We start from the raw sequence: 19,437 nt of genomic DNA, 5'->3' as shown, positions 1-19,437 counted from the left end.
GTAAGGATTGATCATGGATGAAAATCTTTCAGACAAGCTGCGGGTGGAGTTTCCTGAACTGCATGTGGCCTTGATCCGGATTATCCGTCCAGACAAAAAGAACGCCCTGCACAGTTCGATGGTTATTGAACTCGGCCGTATTCTGGTAGAATTGGAAGGCAATAACGAGGTACGCTGCGTTGTGTTGACAGGTACAGATCAGTACTTCTCGGCCGGCGCCGACATCAAGGAAATGGTCACATTTGGTCCCGTGAATGTCGCTAACAATCCTAAGCGTATTCGGGCTTGGAAGGTCATCGAGTCGTTCAAAAAACCGCTCATTGCCGCCGTTAATGGCATGGCGTTTGGAGGCGGATGTGAATTGGCCATGCTATGTGACTTTATCATCGGCGGAGCCGACGCAAAATTTGGCCAACCGGAGATCTTACTGGGGGGCATTCCAGGTGATGGTGGCACTCAACGTCTGCCGCGAAAGCTGGGGCCGAACGTCGCAACTTTCATGTTAATGACCGGCGAGCCGATCGATGCGTATCGCGCGAAGGAACTCGGAATGATTGCCGAAATATGCGAGCCTTCCGCGGCGGTAGGACGAGCGCTGGAAATTGCCAGCAAAATCGCACAGCGTGCGCCCGCCGCCATACAAGCGCTAAAGGCATGTGTGGCCGTGGCGATCGCGGCAACGGTTGAGAACGGCTTGACGTTTGAACGTGAGGCGATCAGCAAACTTGCCTTGACCGAAGATTCACGTGAGGGAATGCTCGCATTCAGTGAGAAACGAGCCCCAGTCTTCAAGGGCCGTTGATGATAATCGACGATCTCGTCTGCGTCTCCGTCGCCAGCATCGAGGCTCCATTTGAGAGGGTGTCGAGCAGACTGGTGGCTTCGAAGCGCTGTTAACAATTAGCGCGGCCCCGTTTTCCCTTCCGTTTAGTTGCACAGCCTCTGATGCTTGCGAGCATCAAGAGCGAACGCAATTTCGTTCAGGTCGCACTAACAACTCGCAGCAATGAATGGGACTCGCCAGCCAAGCCATATGATCCGGCGGGTACGAAACGACACATAACCACATAACCAGTTGAAAAAATCAACACATCGTTTGGCTTTGGGGCGGCTTCTTGCAACACAAAAACAGGGAAATGTTGAAACTCACAGACAGTGTATTCGCCATCGGCTCACCACCTTGTCAGCACTTGGTATGTCTGCGGCGTTTACGGCGCGAGCCGAAGAGCCCAAGCGCGGCGGCACGGCAATAATCCATATGATGACAGAGCAGCGGGTATTCAAGCCAGCTCTGCGCGCATCCATCGCCGTCTACGCAATCAGCGGCAAATCGTCGAACCTCTGATTGATCGAACCTACGATGGTTACGTGGGCATACTCGCGGCGGATTGGAATTCGTCGCACGATGGGCTGAAAATAATAGAAACTGATGCAATATCCGCGGTGTTCCCCATCGACAAACGCCTAACGTCAAGAAATTGCTAGAATCTATACCTGGAAGACACTGCGTCCCCGGGAGAAGTTAAGCGTGCACAACACAACCTGGAAGCCTCCGGAGGTCCGCACTCGCCAAACTTCTGGCAAAGAAAGTCCAGCAACCTGGCATTTCTGTCCATTGTCTCGGTTGGACTGTCCTATCAATCTCGTTGTAGGAACTTGCTTGAGGACAGTCTCTCATGAATACGTTAATTTATACAACCGATATCGCAAACGTCATTCTTTCCCTTTTGCAGAGCTTACAGAGCTATTTGCGCGATATCCGAAGGAGCGAGAGCGCTCGGCTTGAGGACTGATTTGACACAGCATGCTGTTTCGCCCGCAAGCGACCTTCGGGCCAGGATGTCTGGCACCTCGATGAGGCCGTGATCTCCACCGCGGGCGGAAAACACTTGCTATGGCGTGCCGTCGATCAAGATGATTATGTACTCGACGAGATTGTGTAGAGCCGACGCGACACCAAGGCCGCTAAGCGGTTGCTCATCAGGCTGCTGAGGAAAGCAGACATGCCGCCCAAGAGGATCATTATCAACAAGCCGCGCTCGTATGGCGCCGCCAAGCGGGACGTAGCCGGATATGATCCCATGAGGGCCTTAACGATCGAGCGAAAATTCCCATTTGCCTCTCTGCGGAAACTGGAGAGGACCATGCGAGCTTCCCGATCAATCGGAGGCTTGCAGCGGTTCATCCCGATCTTCTCGGCACTTCGAAATATCTTCGTCACCCCACGCCGCAAACGATCCGCGCTGCCAACTCATGTTCATGGCATCCGCGCTATGGCTCATTGGAAGGCCGTCACCGGCGCAATTGCCTGATCTAAATGAAAAAGCGCGGCGGCCGTTTAACACTGGGCAACGTGACAACTCCCAAATTGGCCGGGGCGTGCACATCTACACGAAAGTCATCCTCTCGATGCTCAAACGAGCCGCTCTGGGGCGGAACGAGCTTTGCCGGTCCGTGTGGAGGTCGGAGTCTGGCTTGGTGGCAGAGGTACCAATTGTCCAGGCATCACCATCGGCAAGAACACTGTGGTAGGCGCAGAAAGCCTCACGGCAAAAGATCTGCCAGCAATGTTCTCGCTTTCGGCAACCCCGCGCGCGTCATCCGCGCGCTTTGAACATCAGCAAGTTTCTCAAAATGTCGAAACGAACTATCCTCACGACGCTCGCCTTCCTTGCCTTCATCAGCCTCGGGCTTCCAGACGGGCTTCTCGGCGTATCCTGGCCGTCCATCCGCGCGGATTTCTCGCTGCCGCTGGACAGGCTCGGCCTGCTCGTCGCGGCTACGACGGCCGGTTATCTGGCGGCAAGTTTCATGAGCGGCGCGGTTCTGCGGCGCGTGCCGATCGGCATGGTGCTGGCGCTGTCGACGCTCGCCGCCGCCATCGGCCTCATCGGTTTCGCACTGACGCCGGTCTGGCCGCTGATGATCGCGCTCGGTTTTCTCGCCGGGCTTGGCGGCGGGGCTGTCGATGCGGGCCTGAACGCCTATGGCGCGCGGCACTTCAGCCCGCAGATCCTCAACTGGCTGCATGCCTTCTTCGGCCTCGGCACCACCATCGGTCCACTGCTCGTTTCCGGCGTGCTGGGGTCGGGGCTCGTCTGGCAGATGAGCTATGCCATCGTCGCCAGCGCGCAGCTGGCGCTGGCCGCGACGTTCTTCCTCACCCGCTCGCGGTGGGAGGAGGTGCCCGAGATCGGCCATGACGTCGAGGAGGAACTGGCCGCGGCACCTGTGTCCGAAACACTGTGCAAGCCGGTCGTCTGGTTCGGCATGCTCGTTTTCTTTTTCTATTCCGGCATCGAGGTGACGGCGGCGCAATGGAGCTATACGCTGCTGACGCTCGGGCGTGGCTTTTCGGAAACGAATGCCGCGCTGGTGGTTGGGCTATTCTGGGGCAGCCTCACCATCGGGCGCATCGGCTTCGGCTTCATGGCAAACCGGGTGCCGCTTCTCAAGACGCTGCGGATCTGCATTCTCATGGCGGCGCTCGGCGCGCTCCTGTTATGGCTCGCTCCTCACCCTGCGCTCGGCGTGCTCGGCCTGATGATGATCGGCTTCTTCCTCGCGCCCGTCTTCGCCTCGCTGATCAGTTTAACGCCCGAACGCGTCGGGCGCGAACATGCCAACAGCGCTATCGGCTTCCAGATCGCAGCCGCCGGCCTCGGCGGCGCTGTGATCACAGCACTCACGGGCCTAATGACCCGCTCTTTCGGCCTCGAAATCATCGGCGTCGTGGTGTTTGCAGCAACGTTGCTGTTGTTCGTGCTTTATCAACTTTTCACGAGAAAGCGGGTCGTTGGAGATGCTGAACTTGGTCGCAAGAATCTTTAGACCATGCAGCATCGGTCCATTTATAGATTCGCCATGTTCATCGGTTTCGAGCGGTCCACCCATAGGATCGTCGCATGACACACCCGACAGAGTAACCTTCTGCTCAGCCAGGATCCGCCTAAATACTCATTCCACCGCCGCCGGAAAGACGTAGGACGGCGGTGGAAAGTTACCTTGGTCTAGAAACTGCGGCCGATCCAGGCATCCACCGAGTATTTATTGCCGCCACGGATTACAAAAAACAGAGTCATAGCGGCCCAAAGAATCGATGTCTCGGAGTTGGAGTATCCTCCGCTTTGAGCCACCCAGTTAAACCAGACGGTGACGAGAAGGACTGTGGTAGTGGCCAATGCGGCAGGGCGGGTGAGAAGACCCAGCGCTAGGAACAAGCCGCCGAAGAACTCGGTGGCGGCGAGCAGAGGCGAACATAGGGCACCTGGGTAAAAGCCTAAGCTTTCGACCATGCCGATGGTACCGAACGGGTTCATTATCTTGGGAAAGCCATGGGTGACGAGTAAGAGGCCGCAGATGATACGCAGTAACGTCTCGGCGCTTGCATCAAGGCGAGAGTAGAGACCTCCGAGCATCGGAAGAAAAAGCGAGTTGCGGGGGGTGAGGTTGCACATTGATAATCCTGATAATAAAGCGCCTTTCAGGCGCACAGACCGGCCCGCCAATTGCTTCTGGCGCGGGTTACGACCAAATGGGCTGGGTTTTTAGGTATTCTTCCGCGCGGCGCGCGTTTAGCCTAAAGATCTCGGAGGGCGAACAGGGAGGGGCGGCGTCCAACTGGACCAGTACAACGAAGCGGATTCGAAGACAATGGCACGGCAAGTTGTTGGAACGCTAAGTGACGTCGATTCGCCCACTATTGCCTTCGCGAGGCAGATCGTATCGATCGAAGCTGTACCTCTCGCAACGACAGCATCAGGCTGTGTGTTATAGATACATGCGTTAATTATTACCTGTTCGGGACAGAATCCTGTTGTTACCTCGGTGCTACTGGTGGCTTTAAACACGCCTTCCACAGTGACGACTAGGCCAAGAGAAATAACTACAAGCAGAAGCACGGAAATCGAGGAACGCATGAGTACGGCCTACACGTCATGGAATTGAGTGGCAAGATCAGCCACTCGAGATAAGATACGCCAGCGCCCGCCATAACAGCCTGATCGACCTGAGCCCCAACTTTCCTTCAGTTTTTTGATGATGCGTTCTACCAAATTCTCGAGGAAATTAAGGGGCTCCGGTCAATCGCTTGGTCAATTATTGCCGAGGTTCACCGTGCCCTTGCGGATGATGACATTGCCGTAGAAGAGCGTTTCACCGGTGGCGATCACCGCAAAGGCTTCCTTGGTGCGTTCGTAGAACGAAAATCGTTCAACGCGCTTTAGGGTCACCTTTTCCCCCTCCAACATATCGAGTTCCTTTTGAATCAGGGTATGCGCCGGTACGATGGTGTCAGGCTCGGCGATGACTTCCATACCGATGACCGGATCGGGCTCGGATTCGTCGACCGGCATCACCGAGAGCACGGCTTTCAGCATGCGCTGCAGGTCGGCGGCCTCCATGCGGACGAGTCGTTTTGCGACCGTCTGGGCGGGAAAGCTGCCATCGGCGATGACGATCTCGTCACCATGGCCCATGGCTCGCAGGATAAAAAGGATATCGGCGTTCAAAATGGGGTCGATACCTATCAACATCGGGAAACCTCAGCTCAGATCGTGGAGATCGGTGGTTATTGCCGGCCCGATCGAAAACTCGGAGAAATTGACCGACAGCCCGCTGCGCTCCGGCGTGCAGGCGGTCGGCCCCACTTGGTATTCTGCCGCAATCGGAAATGGCGCCAAACGCAGCAGCGGCCAAAATTTTCCGTCTCGCGACGCCTGGATGCGCATGGCGCCATTGTTGACGGTGACACGGATATAGAAATCCTCAAGTTCCCTGAAAGGCTGAGATACCGACCAGTCTGACTTTCCATCGGTGATGACGGTCGAGAGGAAAAGCTCGCCGTCAGTGAACTCCACACCGGTCTTGACCCACTTCGTGTCGTCGATCCGAACCATCAGACCGGCCTGATCGTAAAGCGTGCGAAATTCACCGCGAATACGCATCGTGGCGGTGAAGCTGGCGCCAGCGGTAAAGCCGAGGAAATGCCCGCTGTCGCGTTTGAAACCGTAATAGGTCTCGCGCCAGAAGTCGGTTTTGGCGTCCGTCGTCATGGTCAAGCCGCTTTCGTCGGCCTTCCAAGCTTGCGGTTCGTTGAGCCAGATACCATCATTAAAATCGATGCTCATCAGGGTGTTCCCGTTTTCTGGTCGCTCAATCTGTAGGCGGCGACGGCGTTGAAGTGATAGAAGCGCTCTGCGATGCCGGGATCGATCTCCGCCAGCCGATGTGCAATCGCCTTCACATCTTTGTAGGCTGCTGCCAGGTTGCAGACCGGCCAGTCGGAGCCGAAGATGATGCGATCTGGCCCGAACATCTCCAGCGCCAGCTGGGTATAGGTGTCAAAAACTGCCGGCCGCCAACTGGCCCAATCGGCTTCGGTCACCATGCCGGAAATCTTGCACCAGACGTTGTCGAGTGCGGCGATCTTTTCGAATTCCGCCTGCCAGGCATCGGTTGAACCGGAGGCGATCGGCGGCTTGGCGAGATGGTCGAGGACAAAACGCCCCTTCGGAAAGGTCTTGGCCAGCGCGGTTGCTGCGGCTAGTTCCCGTGTTCGGGCGAGCAGGTCGTAGGTGAGCCCGGCCTCGATGACGGCCCCGATGCCGCGCTGGACGGCGGGCCGAAGCAGCCAACTCGCATCCGGTTCATCATGAACGATATGACGGATACCGACGAGATACTCGCCACCCGGCAGCGCGCGCAGGGCGGCAATCTCTTGGGCGACATCGTCCGCCTGTAGGTCGACCCAGCCGACTACACCCACCACGAAATCATATTTCGCAGCGATGGCAAGGAAATCCCGCGTTTCTTCGAGGTCGTGGCGGCACTGGACGACGATGGTCTTGTCGACGTCGGCCTCGGCCATGAGCGGCTGCAGATCGTGGGGTCCGAAGTTGCGGCGAATGGGTGCCATGGCGGTGCCGGTCATCCAGTCATATTTGCCGGTCTCCAGATCCCAGAAATGCTGGTGCGCGTCGATGATCATGTCGTCGGCGCCCCTTCGGCGATCATGCCCTTGGCGCGCAGTTCCTCCCAAAGAGACGATGGGATCGGTTGGCGGAACAGCGCGTCGTTCTCGATCATTTCCTCGTGGCTGCGCGCGCCGGTCAGGATGCTGGTGACGGCAGGGTGGGCCAGCGGAAACTGGATCGCTGCGGCCTTGAGCGGCACGCCGTGGCGAAGGCAGACGGTCTCAAGCTCGATTGCCCGATCGACCAGCGCCTTGTCGGCATCCTCGTAGTTGAATTTGGCACCGGCGCGCGGATCGGCAAGCAGGCCGCTGTTGTAGACGCCGCCGATTATGATCGAGATGTTTTTCTCGACGCAGAGCGGCAGCAATTCCTTGAGCGCACCCTGTTCAAGCAGAGTATACCGCCCAGCGAGAAGGAAGCAGTCGAAATTGCCGTTGCGGGCGAATTCGGCCAGCATTTCCGACTGGTTCATGCCGACGCCGACCGCGCCGATCGATTTTTCACGCCTCAATGTGTCGAGTGCCTTATAGGCACCGTCGAGCGCCTCCCCGTAATGCATGTCGGGATCGTGGATATGCAGCACATCGATCCGCTCGAGACCGAGACGCGTCAAGCTGTCCTCGACGGAGCGCATGACACCGTCATAGCTGAAGTCAAACACCGGCCGCTCCGGTGGCGTGCCTTTGTAATATGCGTCTTCGCCTTGCGGGTTTTCGGGGAGGCGGAGCAGTCGGCCAACTTTCGTGCACAGAACGTAACGATCGCGCGGCTTTTTTCGCAGAAAGTCACCAAGACGCTGTTCGGCCATGCCGTTCCCATATTGGGGCGCGGTGTCGAAGAAGCGAACACCGAGATCCCAGGCGGTCTGCATCGTCTCCGCCGCCGATTCCTCGCTCGTCGCCGTATACAGCCCGCCGATAGCAGTCGTGCCGAGACCCAAGGTCGTCGCACTCAGGGAAGTCCGGCCAAGCCGCCGCTGTTCGTGGATTGCTGTCATGATGTTCTGCCCCAAAAATGGCCCGCTTTGGCTCCCAATTAATTTTCACGGCGTTTCATTTAAGTCAATAAATTTCTTTTAGGAAAATTATCTTGCGCTTTGGTGAAATTCTTGCAAGCTTCGGAAAGTCGAGTTGTAGAGAGTAACCCAACCGGCCACGCCGGTGAACGAGGCCGAAAGCGCGGCTTCAGGGATGTACAATGCACTGTAAGGACCGGTGGGAGAATGCGCCCTGTTCGGGAAAACCGGTCGCGGCAGATAGTCAACACACAACATAAAAGGGGTTCGCCATGAAAAGACGTGAGTTTATCGCCCTGGCCGCAGGCACGCTCGCCGCACCGGCCTTTATCAGAAATGCCAGCGCCGCCAGCAAGGAACTCAGGCTGTTGACCTGGGAAGGCTATGCCGACGAACAGTGGGTCAAGGCTTTCGAAGCCAAGACAGGATCGACGGTGAGCGTCAGCTATACCGGAAGTGTCGATGAGATATTCGCGAAGATGACCGCTTCCGATGGTGCGGACTTCGACGTGGTCGCGATAGAGACGTCTTCCTACAAGCGCCTGACGCAGGAAGCGCTGATTCAGCCGCTCGACCTTGCCAAGCTTCCATCCGCCAGCAATCTGATGCCCGCGTTCAAATCCGTCGCGGCGATTGTTTTCGATGGCAAGACCTATGCTGCGCCGTTCGCCTGGGGCTCGATCCCGCTGATTTACAATGCCGACACATTCAAGGCGGCGCCAGACAGTTGGGAGATCCTCTGGGATCCGCGCTACAAGGGTAAGATCATCGTAATGGACGATGCCAACAACGCCATTGTCACCGCGGCGCTGACGCTCGGTATCAAGGATCCCTTCAATCTGAGCGAGGCTGATTTCGCTGCAATCAAGGCGAAGCTTCTGGCACAGAAGGCCAATGTCGCCAGCTATTATGCGGGCTTCGACGATGGCGTCAGCATCTTTGCCCAAGGCGGCATCGATTTGATGATGTCAATGGGCGAACCGCAGGCGCCGATGCTGACGAAACAGGGCGTCAATGTCGGCCTGACAGTTCCCAAGGAAGGTGCGATCGGATGGATCGACTGCTGGACCATCAGCAAGGGTGCCCGCGATATCGATCTCGCCCATGCCTGGATCGACGCCATGCTGGAGAAGGAAGTCGGCACCTACATCAGCGAGAAGACGGGCTACGGCAACACCACCGATGCTGTTGCCAACGAGAAGATCGGGCTTACCTATTCCGACAAACTGGTCTTCCTGCGGGCCCCCGAGGATTTCGCGCGTCGTATCGAAGTCTGGAACGAGATCAAGGCGACACCGGTTCAACAATGACGATGAAACCTGGCGATAGCGAGAGGATGGGCGGAGGGCGCTCCGACGTCATCCGCCTGGTAGAGGTGACAAAGTCCTACCGGGCGGTGAATGTCCTAAAACCGGTGAACCTGGATATCAAGGATGGCGAATTCCTCACCATCCTTGGTCCTTCGGGGTCAGGAAAAACGACGATCCTGAGGATGATCGGGGGCTTCACGCCTCCCTCCACCGGACGCATTCTGCTACGAGGCACCGATATTGCCCGGGTGCCGATCTTCAAGCGTCCCTTCAACACCGTGTTCCAGGACTATGCGCTCTTCCCGCACATGACGGTGGCGAAGAATGTCGGTTATGGCTTGCGCATCCGCCGTGCACCGAGGGCCGAGATCGATCGCAAGGTCGCTGCGGTATTGGAAACCGTCAACCTATCCGACAAGGCCGGCCGATATCCGGCGGAGTTGTCGGGCGGCCAGCGTCAGCGGGTTGCCCTGGCGCGCGCTATCGTTTGCGAACCACAGGTCATCCTGCTCGACGAGCCGCTCGCAGCGCTCGATGCCGGACTGCGCCGCTCCATGCAGGAATTCTTAAAAGATTTGCAGCGCCGGATTCAAACGACATTCGTATTCATTACCCATGATCAGGAAGAGGCCATCTCCATGTCCGATCGCATTGCGGTCATGGATCATGGAGAACTGGTTCAGGTCGGCACGCCGCAGGATATTTACTATCGTCCGAAAACGGAATTCGTCGCGAAGTTCTTCGGAGAGAACAACCTGCTGCCGGCGGTAAGAAGTCCCGGCGATGCGTCGATCGTCGAAAGCCCGCTCGGAAGGCACGCCGCCACAGGCGAGAGCCGTGACTGCCTTATCGCAATTCGGCCCGAAAGCTTCAGCCTGCACGACGGCGGCGATCTTCGGCAGGATCGTCAGAGCTCCAAAGCCCGACTGGACAGCGTCACTTTCCTCGGCGCAACCACCCAGCTTTCGCTATCGCTGCCGGGCGAAAGCCGGCTGAGGGTGCGCATTCCAACTGCATTGACCGGCGTCAATCTTGATCCCGGTAGCGATGTGCTGCTGCAATGGCGGGAGGCAGATGTCAGCTTCCTTCCAAAGGGTTAAGATGATGGCTGTAGCGTCGATGACAACATTAGGAATCATTCCTCGCGCGGAAGGCGGCTCTCGTCCGGCGATGTGGGGTGTCATCGCTCGCCTGCTGGTTTACGGCCTGCCGACGGTCATGATCATGGTCCCGCTCCTGTCTTTCCTGGCGTACAGTTTCCTGGAGCAGGATAATGGCAAGATCACGGGAAGCCTCACCCTGCAGAACTATTCCGCCTTCTTCGCGAGCAGCAGTTATCTCTACGTGTTCTTCGGAACCCTGAAGCTTGCCTTCGTCGTAGCGCTTGTTGCTCTGATTTTTGGCTACATCATCTCTTACCTGATCTGGCGAATGGAAGGCTCCCTCCGGTATTTCCTGCTGTTGCTCAGCGCTCTTCCGCTTGTCATGAATTACGTCGTCAAGATCTATGCTATCCGCAGCATTCTGGGTTTCAACGGTTTTCTCAATTCGATCCTGATGTCCGCCGGTATCCTGGAGCAGCCAAGCAAGCTCTTCATCTTCAACCAGACTGCCGTGATGATTGCGATGGCGGTGATCTACCTGCCATTTGGCATATTGCCGATTTTCCTGGCGCTTGAACGTATTCCGCAATCCTTGGTCAGCGCGGCGGCTGATCTCGGCGCGAGGCCCGGACAGATCTTTTTCACCGTCGTGCTGCCGCTCAGCCTGCCGGGCTCGATCGCCGGTGCGCTGTTCGTCATGGTCATCGCCCTTGGAGACTACCTTACACCGCAGATGGTCGGCGGCAGCGAAGGCTTCACGTTCGGACGGGCGGTCTGGAGCCAGTTCGGCATGGCATTCAACTGGCCGTTTGGCGCGGCGCTCGCCGTCGTTCTGCTGATCGCCGTCGTGACATTGATTGGAATCGCCTCCCTGATTTCCAAGGCCGGGAGGATCAAATGACCCGCTCCGAGAGGATCACAATCGCCTTCCTGTGGCTCATCGGCACCCTCGTCTTTGTCGTGCTCTACGCGCCGGCAGCCATCATCATCCTGCTCTCGTTCTTCGGCATGAAAGGGCGCAAGATCGACTGGTCGCATGCAAGCCTCGAATGGTACGGCAAGTTCACGGCGAATGCCCAGCTCATAGACGCTTTGTCAAACTCCTTGATCGTCGGCGCTTTCGCTGTGGTAATCGCCACCGTCATCTCGCTCGGTCTTGCCTATTACATGAAGACCGGGGCGCGAAGCGGTCAGGCTTATGTCGAGTTTGTGATTTTCCTTCCCTTCGTATTGCCCGCCATCATTACCGGCATTTCGCTGCTAATTGCTTTCCGAGAGGTTGGCATCGAGCGTAGCCTGATCACCGTGACGGCTGGACACGTTGTCCTGATCCTCGCCGTGATCTACCGCATGGTGATGATCAGGCTAAACAGCCTGGAGAACTCGCAAATCGAGGCATCGCTCGATCTCGGCGCCAACGGCTTCGAAACTTTCTTGTATGTGGTGCTTCCACAAATCAGATCGGCGCTGGTGACGAGTTCGCTGCTTGCATTCGCGCTTTCGTTTGATGAAACGTTAGTAACATTCTTTCTCGTCGGCGGCGAAACGACACTCCCCATGCGGCTTTGGGCGATGATGCGGACGGGTTTCACCCCCGAAATTAATGCACTCGTCTCTGTCGTGCTTTGCGTTACACTGGTATTCGCGGCAGCCGGTGCGATGTCGCTGCGCGGGAGTATCGAACGGAAATGACTATTCAACCAGAATCTAGCAGACCCAATTGGAACGACAGCAAGGCATGAACGAGAAAGCAAAAAACCTCGGAAAGCTCCTGCGAGAGCGCCGTGCCTACCATGGCTGGACCCTTTCTGAAGTGAGTTCGATGACAGGCATCGCGATGTCGACATTGTCGAAGGTCGAAAACGGACATATTTCGCCGAACTTCGACACGATCCTGAAGTTGTCCCACGGGTTGGGCGTTGAGATTGGTGATCTATTGAACTCGTCTCCGAGCGAGCCGACGCCTCCGTTGGTCGTCGCGCGCCGCAGCATCAGCCGCAATTTTGAAGGTCAGGCGCTTGACAGGCAATATTACAGCTACAGCTATCTTTCGTCCGACGTGGCTCATAAGCGCATTATTCCGATCCACATCGAGGTCAGGGCGTTGACGCCGGATCAGATGGGACCGCTGACGGCGCATGTGGGCGAGGAGTTCATTCTCGTGCTGAAGGGCAAGGTCAGGCTTTACAGCGAGTATTACGAGCCCACAGATCTTGACGAAGGCGACAGCGTCTATCTGGATAGCACGATGAAGCACGGTTACATGTCTCTCGAAGTTCCAAGCAGTTCGATCATGGTTTGCTGCTCGAGCGCGACGCCGAACCTCGCCCAGACGCTGCGCGAAATCATCAAGGAACAAATCATTTCGGAAAAACGGGACCCGGACGAGACAGCCGGCTAGCGCATTCGACACTGAGACAGAGGGAGACTGGTTGTCCGAGGCGACTGGGACGGCGGGACAGCTGTGTCTTTTTGATAAGCAGAATTTAAGGGAGCAATTCACGACATGACAATGACGAGACCTTATTCCGGACTATTTCCTGTGGCGCCCACAGCATTTACGGACAACGGCGACGTCGATTTCGACGGTGAGCGCCGCGTGCTCGATTGCATTATCGATCAGGGTGTCGATGGCATCCTTGCCAACTATTCGGAACAGTTCATGCTTTCCGACACGTCGCGAGCTGACCGAGCGCCGCCTCCATCATGGCGCCGAATCCGTGCCCATGATGGTGAGCTGCAGTCATATCAGCACGCAGATAGCAAGTGCGCGCGCAGACCACGCCGCAGAACGCGGTGCAAAACTGGTCATGATGATGCCGCCCTATCACGGAGCGGGGACCTCGCTCCGCTGGCGCTGCGCTGGGGTAAATGAAATGAACCTTGTTCAACCCGGCGCCTCCGACATAACAGGCCGCACGCGCGTACTCGGAATTCTTGCTCATCCGACCGAACACGTGAAGGCGCCTCCAGCCATTAACCGGATCGCACGCTATCGCGGTCGAGACGCGGTGATGGTGCCGATGAACGTTGCACCCGCCGATCTTGCCTGCGTGATTGGCGCCCTTCGTGTGCTTGAAAGCTTTGACGGAGCCATCGTCACCGTGCCGCACAAGCAGGCAATCTTGCCGCTTTGCGATAGAGTCAGCGCCCGCGCCCGGGCGGTCGGAGCAGCCAATGTGCTGCGCCGCGAGCCGGATGGACAATTGGTCGGCGACCAGCTCGATGGCATTGGCTTTCTGGCCGGCGTAACCCAGGCGGGGATTACGGTTTCCGATAAGGCGGTGTATTTAGCCGGTGCCGGCGGAGCGGCCAATGCCATCGCCTTTGCGTTGGCGGAGGCCGGCGTGTTGCGGCTGACGCTTTACAATCGAACGCGTGAGAAAATCGAAGTCTTGCGCAATAAACTATGTACAAGCTATCCAAACGTTACGGTCACGCTGGGTAATTCCAATCCGTCCGGCCATCACCTGGTCGTAAATGCGACGACTCTTGGGATGAACCCGTCTGATCCGCTACCCTTCGATGCCTCGAAATTGATGCCTGGCATGGTCGTGGCCGAAGTGGTCATGGAGCCGGAAATAACACCACTGCTCGCCATCGCACAGGCAAAAGGCTGCAGCATTCACCTAGGCCATCCTATGCTGGAGCACCAGCTTCAACTCATGGCCGATTTCCTGGGCCTCTAGCCCGACACCGCATTTTTTTGAGAAGCACGACATGCAAAAACTGGCAATCGACGGTGGACCACCGGCGATCGACGGCGAGCTTCCGTAGCGCCTCCGGCCGTGCGCTGGCTGGAGAGGAGGTGGTCCAGGTAATGGAGTTGGCAGCCTTTCCTTCCGCCGAACGTTACGGCGTCAAGAGGGCGGCTGCCGTTGCTAATGGCACAGCAGCGGTTATGTGCGTCAAGTTCAGCAAAATGGGCGGTCATGAGACTGGTCATGCGGCGTTGCGGAGAGCGAGTTTCTTATGCTCTCTGAGATCGTCCATGTTGATGTATCGATTGGCCTCCATCCAGTTTTCGTGGGTTTCGACGGCCAGCGCCCTGACCAGGCGCAGGCAGCTTTCGGTGTTGGGAAAGATCCGCACGACGTAGGTTCTGCGGCGAATCTCCTCGTTGAGGCGCTCGAGCATGTTGGTGCTCTTGAGATGCTTGTGGTGGGTGCGCGGCAGGCGGAAGAAGGTCAGCGTCTGCTCGATGGCTTCCTCGACCCAGCCGGTCAGCCGTGGATATTTCCCGACCATTTACCAAGCCAGGCGGACAGATCGGCCTTCGCCTCTGCGAGGTCGCGCCGGTCGTAGATCCATCGCAGTTCCTGCAGGCAATCGTCGCCGTGCTTGCGCGGCAGATGGTCGAGCGCATTGCGCAGGAAGTGCACATAGCAGCGCTGCCAGGCGGCTTCCGGAATGACCTCGCCGATGGCCGCGACGAGGCCGGCATGATCGTCGGAGACGACGAATTCGACACCCTTGAGGCCGCGGGCTTTCAATCCCAGCAGGAAGTCCTTCCAGGCCGAGCGGCTCTCGCGGCTGGCCATCTCGACGGACAGGATTTGCCGCCGGCCATCCCAATCGATGCCGACGGCGATCAGCACCGCCTGGCTCCTGACGACGCCGGCCTCTCTGACCTTCTCATAACGGGCATCGAGGATGAGGTAGGGAAAGGGCTCTTGAAGCGGGCGGCAGGCAAAGGCCTTCAGGCTTTCATCGAGCCGCTTGTTGATCGCCGAGATCGATGAGGCCGAGAACGCATGCCCACACAGTTCTTCGGTGATCGCCTTGACCTTGCGCGTCGACACCCCCTGCACATACATCTCGGCCAGCGTGGCGACCAGCGCCCGCTCCGAGCGCTGGTAGCGTTCGAACAGCTCGGTGGAGAAGTGCCCCGAGCGGTCCTGCGGCACCCTGAGCTCCAATTTACCCACCCGCGTCATCAGCGTGCGGCCGTAATGGCCGGAGCGGTAGCCGAGCCGTTCGGGTGTTCGTTCGCCTTTCGCGGCTCCTAAAGCCTCGTCCATCTCGGCTTCAAGGACCTCCTGCATCACCGCGCGCAGCACCTCGTGCAGCCCATCGGGATTCGAAAGCAGAATATCTTTGACGGCGGCAACAGCAGTCTTATCTTCAGTCTTGGTCATGGTGGCGTTCCTTCCAGGGAATCAGGTGACGTTGAACATCACCAGCCTGCCATGACCGCCCCTCTTAGTGAATTTGCAGAACCTTCCGCACACTACCACAGCAGCCCTATTCTATAGCCGGGCGACCTACCAGGCTTTTCAGAACTTGGGCGGCCGCACGGGCAGATCGTCCTGTATCGCGTGCAAGATCTCGCGTGCCGAGTTAATGCCGCTGGGACCTCGGGCAGCTAAAGTTCCGAACTCGGCAAGATATGCTCGCAGCGCATCGATTGACATCGTCATCTGGCGGACCAATAGGTCTTTGGCTTATGAACCGTCAGACCTCTCTCTTCAGCCCGCAAAGGCGTAGCTTGTCTTGATCGTCGTAAAGAACTCGGCGGCGTACTTGCCCTGCTCTCGCGGGCCGTAGGACGAACCCTTGCGGCCGCCGAACGGCACGTGGAAATCGACGCCTGCCGTCGGCAGGTTGACCATCACCATGCCGGCCTCGGAATTGCGCTTGAAGTGCGTCGCATGTTTCAGGCTGGTCGTGGCGATGCCGGCGGAGAGCCCAAACGGCGTGTCGTTGGCGATAGCAAGCGCCTCGTCGTAATCCTTCGCCCGGATCACCGAGACCACAGGCCCGAAGATCTCCTCGCGCGAAATCCGCATCTGGTTGGTCGCTTCGGTGAACAGCGTCGGCTGCAGATAGAAGCCGGGCGTGTCGCGGGAGATCACCTCGCCGCCAAAGGCGAGTTTGGCGCCTTCCGACTTGCCGATCTCGATATAGTCGGTATCGGTCTTCAACTGCCGCTCATCGACGACGGGGCCGATATGAGTGCCGGCCTTCAGGGCGTTGTCGACCACCAGCGTCTTCAGCTTGTCGGTGAGTGCTGCGACGAACTTGTCGTGAATGCCTTCGGTGACGATCAGCCGCGAGGAGGCGGTGCAGCGCTGGCCGGTCGAGAAGAAGCCGGAATTGGCGGCCGCCTCGACGGCGACGTTGAGATCGGCATCGTCAAGCACGACCATCGGGTTCTTGCCGCCCATTTCCAGCTGGAACTTGCGGTTATGCTCGATGGAGGCGGCGGCGACACGCCTGCCGGTGCCGGTGGAACCGGTGAAGGTGATGCCGTGAACGTCGGGGCTTTCGAGCATGGCCTGACCGACCACCGAGCCCTTGCCCATGACGAGGTTCAGCACGCCCTTCGGCAGGCCGGCGCGGTGCAGGATATCGACAATCGCCCAGGAACAGGCGGGCACCAGTTCGGCCGGCTTGAAAACGACGGTGTTGCCGTAGCAGAGCGCCGGCGCGATCTTCCAGGCGGGAATGGCGATCGGGAAGTTCCACGGTGTGATGATGCCGATGACGCCGAGAGCCTCGCGAGTGATCTCGATGCCGATATTCGGACGAACCGACGGGAGGACCTCGCCGGCCAGCCTCAGCGCCTCACCGGCGAAGAATTCGAAAATCTGCGACGCGCGAATCACCTCACCGGTGGCTTCCGGCAGCGTCTTGCCCTCTTCGCGGGCAAGCAACGCACCGAGCTCGTCTTTGCGCGCCATGATCTCGTCGCCGGCCTTCTTCAGGATGACGTGGCGCTCCCAGATGCCCGACCGCGACCAGGCCGGGAAAGCGGCCTTGGCCGCTGCAATTGCATTCAGGACGTCCGGGCTCGTTGCTCGTGCATATGTCCCTACAATCTCGTTGGTGTCGGACGGATTAATATTATCCGCACCATCAACGCCGACCCATTCTCCGCCGATGAGGTTTTTAAACACTGTGATCTCCTCAACCTACGACCGGCGATTTCAGATACGCGGATACAACCTTGCGAATGGCCGAAGCAATTTGTTGAAGATGGTGCTCCTTCATTCGATCCGTCCACCACATGCAAACAGTTTCGCGGCATGCTTGCTCTGCGTCCGGGCAAAGATTGCTTGAGTAGTCGATTTGACGAACGTTCGGAAGCGTGAAGGGGTAACCTGATTGGCCAAACGTCTTGTGTTCGCGAACGACGGGATATCTATAGAGTGGGGTTTGCCCGGGATATCCGATGAAACCGTCGATCCCTTCGGCGACAAGCGCTTTCATAACATCGTTGATTGGGACACTCAACTTCGAGGGGTCGAGACGAAAGCTGTAAAAGAAATAAACACCCACCGTATCGGCGAGCGGTAGGACAGGTGAAATGGCAACATCTGAGAGTAAGTCGGTTAGACGGTCTGCCGCAGTGATACGGTCGGAAACAAACTGATCGAGCTTTTTCAACTGCTCGACACCGACAGCGGCTTGCAGTTCTGTCATGTGATAATTCGTGGCAAGAAAGAGATGATCACGCCCACCACGTTCCCGGGGCCATCCCTTGTCGCTGCAATGTCGAATGCCGCGCCCGAACCGCCCATCTTCATTGCTGATGACCATGCCACCGTCGCCGGTTGTCATGTGTTTAGATTGCTGAAAACTAAAGCAGGCAATGTCGCCAATCGTACCGCAGAGCTTCCCCTTGTAGCACGCCAGATGCGCCTGCGCACAGTCTTCGATAACAAAAAGGTCGTGCTTGCGCGCCACAGCCATAATCGCATCCATATCGGCCGGATGACCATAGACATGGGTGACCATAATTGCCCTGGTACGCGACGTAATGTTCATTTCAATCGACGCAGCGTCGATATTTTGAGTGATTGGATCGACATCGGCAAAGACGGGGATGGCAAGTTGAGCAATGATTGGGATAACCGTGCCAACATCCGTGACAGGTGAGAGGATGATCTCGTCGCCCGGTTCGGGATTAAGGTAGGTTACCGCAGTATGCAATGCTGCGGTTCCATTCGCTACCGCAACCGCGTGCTTGACACCGTATCGCTCGGCGAAGGCCCGCTCGAACTCTGCGGTTTTAGTTCCCGTCAGGAACGACAGTTTCCCCGATTTTATGACTTCGTTGAGTGCGTCGAGCTCCTCTTGACCGAATGTTCGCCCGGAAGCATCGCGGAAACTTGGCAGGGTGCCTTCTATTGACCGCGGCCCGCCATTGATTGCTAGATTTTGCATTGTGTTCGCTCCCTATAGAAATGAGTTTCAATGATGTGCTTCAGAGACCAATAAAGTCTGCCATGAGTTGCAGTTGATGATCCAACATGTGGTGGCCGAGATGGGTTCTGCAGCCAGCGGCTTCGGCCGCGGCCAAGAGGGGGGTGATCTCGGGTTCCATGATTACCTCCGCGACCACCATGCCGGGGCGAAGCGTGGTCACGTCCACGGGAAGTGCGTCCCCGGGCTCCATCCCGAGGGTTGTCCCGTTGATGACGATGTCGTGACCTGAAGGATCGCGACCGCCGAGGCGCACGTCCAGCGACGGATAGGCTTCAATAAGCTGATCCCGCAGGGCACGCGCTTTCTCCCGTGATCTGTTGTTTAGCGTAAGTGCGGCGACTTTTTCCTCAGCCAATGCGAAAGCGATTGCACTTGCTGCGCCCCCGGCACCCGTTAAATGGACACTGCGGTCGCTGACGGTGATGGCCTGACCACGCAGACCGGCAACAAAACCAATCCCGTCTAGCTGCGCTGCTACAAGACGACCGTCAGATTCTCGTCTAATGACGTTTGCCGCACCGACCGCACGGGCTTGCGCGCTAATTTCATCGCAGAGTGAGAGGATAGCCTGTTTATGAGGCACCGTTATTATTGAGCCATCGAAACTTCGCACCGAACGCAAGGCACTGACGACAGCACTAAGATCATCTGGTGCCACGTTGAGTGGGACCATCACGGCATCTTTGCCACGTTGTCTGGCAATGCGGTTTATTCCGGGTGGGGCTTTCACATGTTCCGTCGGGTGAGCAAGGATTCCGAGAACACGGGTTTTTCCAGTAATCTCGGTTCTCTGTGGCTCTTGAGAAATGGACACGCTCACGGCC

17 protein-coding genes and 2 pseudogenes are annotated in these 19,437 nt (G+C 57.6%); 10 read left to right on the top strand and 9 right to left on the bottom strand.

The genetic code is table 11. The annotated features are described in order from the left end of the window. The first annotated feature begins 13 nt into the window (after nt 1-13). From N2A41_RS28950 to N2A41_RS28935, 4 genes and pseudogenes are all read left to right on the top strand, one after another. Entirely contained in the window at nt 14-802 is a 789-nt protein-coding gene (locus N2A41_RS28950; RefSeq protein ID WP_260111534.1) for an enoyl-CoA hydratase-related protein, read from the top strand. A 273-nt stretch (nt 803-1,075) separates the two neighbouring features. Beyond that, the gene (locus N2A41_RS28945) at nt 1,076-1,345 is read left to right on the top strand and encodes a hypothetical protein (RefSeq protein WP_260111533.1); all 270 of its coding nucleotides are present in this window, start codon (nt 1,076-1,078) and stop codon (nt 1,343-1,345) included. 472 nt (nt 1,346-1,817) lie between these two features. Continuing rightward, nucleotides 1,818-2,312: pseudogene (locus tag N2A41_RS28940) on the top strand (IS6 family transposase); the annotation flags it as partial. A gap of 322 nt (nt 2,313-2,634) precedes the next feature. Beyond that, nucleotides 2,635-3,831, top strand: coding sequence for an MFS transporter (locus N2A41_RS28935; protein ID WP_260111532.1), 1,197 nt, complete (start codon nt 2,635-2,637; stop codon nt 3,829-3,831). Between the two features lie 179 nt (nt 3,832-4,010). On the opposite strand, the gene N2A41_RS28930 is transcribed toward N2A41_RS28935, so the two are convergent. The 5 genes from N2A41_RS28930 to N2A41_RS28910 form a co-directional block, all read right to left on the bottom strand. Further along, a complete protein-coding gene (locus tag N2A41_RS28930; RefSeq protein WP_260111531.1) occupies nt 4,011-4,457 on the bottom strand; it encodes a DoxX family protein in 447 nt (148 codons plus the stop codon). A 636-nt stretch (nt 4,458-5,093) separates the two neighbouring features. After that, nucleotides 5,094-5,534 carry an RbsD/FucU family protein gene (locus tag N2A41_RS28925; protein ID WP_260111530.1) on the bottom strand — a complete coding sequence of 147 codons (441 nt, stop codon included), beginning with the start codon at nt 5,532-5,534 and terminating at the stop codon, nt 5,094-5,096. A gap of 9 nt (nt 5,535-5,543) precedes the next feature. Beyond that, the gene (locus N2A41_RS28920; protein ID WP_260111529.1) at nt 5,544-6,128 is read right to left on the bottom strand and encodes a DUF1349 domain-containing protein; all 585 of its coding nucleotides are present in this window, start codon (nt 6,126-6,128) and stop codon (nt 5,544-5,546) included. After that, a complete protein-coding gene (locus N2A41_RS28915) occupies nt 6,128-6,988 on the bottom strand; it encodes an amidohydrolase family protein (RefSeq protein WP_260111528.1) in 861 nt (286 codons plus the stop codon). The genes N2A41_RS28920 and N2A41_RS28915 overlap by 1 nt, the downstream gene beginning before the upstream one ends. Beyond that, on the bottom strand, nt 6,985-7,971 hold the full coding sequence (locus N2A41_RS28910) for an aldo/keto reductase (protein ID WP_260111527.1): 987 nt from the start codon (nt 7,969-7,971) through the stop codon (nt 6,985-6,987). The genes N2A41_RS28915 and N2A41_RS28910 overlap by 4 nt, the downstream gene beginning before the upstream one ends. Nucleotides 7,972-8,261: 290 nt before the next feature. Between N2A41_RS28910 and N2A41_RS28905 the strand changes: the two genes are divergently transcribed. The 6 genes from N2A41_RS28905 to N2A41_RS28875 all read left to right on the top strand — a co-directional run bounded on the left by N2A41_RS28905 (nt 8,262) and on the right by N2A41_RS28875 (nt 14,091). After that, on the top strand, nt 8,262-9,299 hold the full coding sequence (locus N2A41_RS28905; RefSeq protein WP_260111526.1) for an ABC transporter substrate-binding protein: 1,038 nt from the start codon (nt 8,262-8,264) through the stop codon (nt 9,297-9,299). Then, nucleotides 9,296-10,399 (top strand): ABC transporter ATP-binding protein, encoded by a 1,104-nt coding sequence (locus tag N2A41_RS28900; RefSeq protein ID WP_260111525.1) that lies wholly within the window; start codon nt 9,296-9,298, stop codon nt 10,397-10,399. The genes N2A41_RS28905 and N2A41_RS28900 overlap by 4 nt, the downstream gene beginning before the upstream one ends. After that, a complete protein-coding gene (locus tag N2A41_RS28895) occupies nt 10,332-11,303 on the top strand; it encodes an ABC transporter permease (protein ID WP_260111524.1) in 972 nt (323 codons plus the stop codon). Before N2A41_RS28900 ends, N2A41_RS28895 begins: the two co-directional genes overlap by 68 nt. Continuing rightward, nucleotides 11,300-12,094, top strand: coding sequence for an ABC transporter permease (locus tag N2A41_RS28890; RefSeq protein ID WP_260111523.1), 795 nt, complete (start codon nt 11,300-11,302; stop codon nt 12,092-12,094). The genes N2A41_RS28895 and N2A41_RS28890 overlap by 4 nt, the downstream gene beginning before the upstream one ends. Before the next feature lie 46 nt (nt 12,095-12,140). Further along, the gene (locus tag N2A41_RS28885; protein ID WP_260111522.1) at nt 12,141-12,803 is read left to right on the top strand and encodes a helix-turn-helix domain-containing protein; all 663 of its coding nucleotides are present in this window, start codon (nt 12,141-12,143) and stop codon (nt 12,801-12,803) included. Nucleotides 12,804-13,032: 229 nt separating this feature from the next. Then, nucleotides 13,033-14,091: a shikimate dehydrogenase family protein gene (locus N2A41_RS28875; protein WP_311202890.1), complete on the top strand. Its 1,059-nt coding sequence runs from the start codon at nt 13,033-13,035 to the stop codon at nt 14,089-14,091. A gap of 253 nt (nt 14,092-14,344) precedes the next feature. On the opposite strand, the pseudogene N2A41_RS28870 reads toward N2A41_RS28875, so the two are convergent. The 4 genes and pseudogenes from N2A41_RS28870 to N2A41_RS28850 form a co-directional block, all read right to left on the bottom strand. Then, nucleotides 14,345-15,540, bottom strand: a pseudogene (locus tag N2A41_RS28870) (IS256 family transposase). A 330-nt stretch (nt 15,541-15,870) separates the two neighbouring features. Next, nucleotides 15,871-17,307: an aldehyde dehydrogenase family protein gene (locus tag N2A41_RS28860; protein WP_260111811.1), complete on the bottom strand. Its 1,437-nt coding sequence runs from the start codon at nt 17,305-17,307 to the stop codon at nt 15,871-15,873. A gap of 4 nt (nt 17,308-17,311) precedes the next feature. Continuing rightward, nucleotides 17,312-18,571, bottom strand: coding sequence for a DegT/DnrJ/EryC1/StrS family aminotransferase (locus N2A41_RS28855; protein ID WP_260111521.1), 1,260 nt, complete (start codon nt 18,569-18,571; stop codon nt 17,312-17,314). A gap of 40 nt (nt 18,572-18,611) precedes the next feature. Then, complete coding sequence (locus tag N2A41_RS28850) at nt 18,612-19,427, bottom strand: shikimate dehydrogenase family protein (RefSeq protein ID WP_260111520.1); 816 nt, start codon at nt 19,425-19,427, stop codon at nt 18,612-18,614. Between the last annotated feature and the right edge of the window lie 10 nt (nt 19,428-19,437).

The sequence above is a fragment of the Rhizobium sp. SRDI969 genome (assembly GCF_025152725.1).
Lineage (GTDB): Bacteria > Pseudomonadota > Alphaproteobacteria > Rhizobiales > Rhizobiaceae > Rhizobium > Rhizobium leguminosarum_I.
The sequence above is the reverse complement of the archived record's forward strand: the minus strand, read 5'-3'. Positions and strand labels throughout refer to the sequence as shown.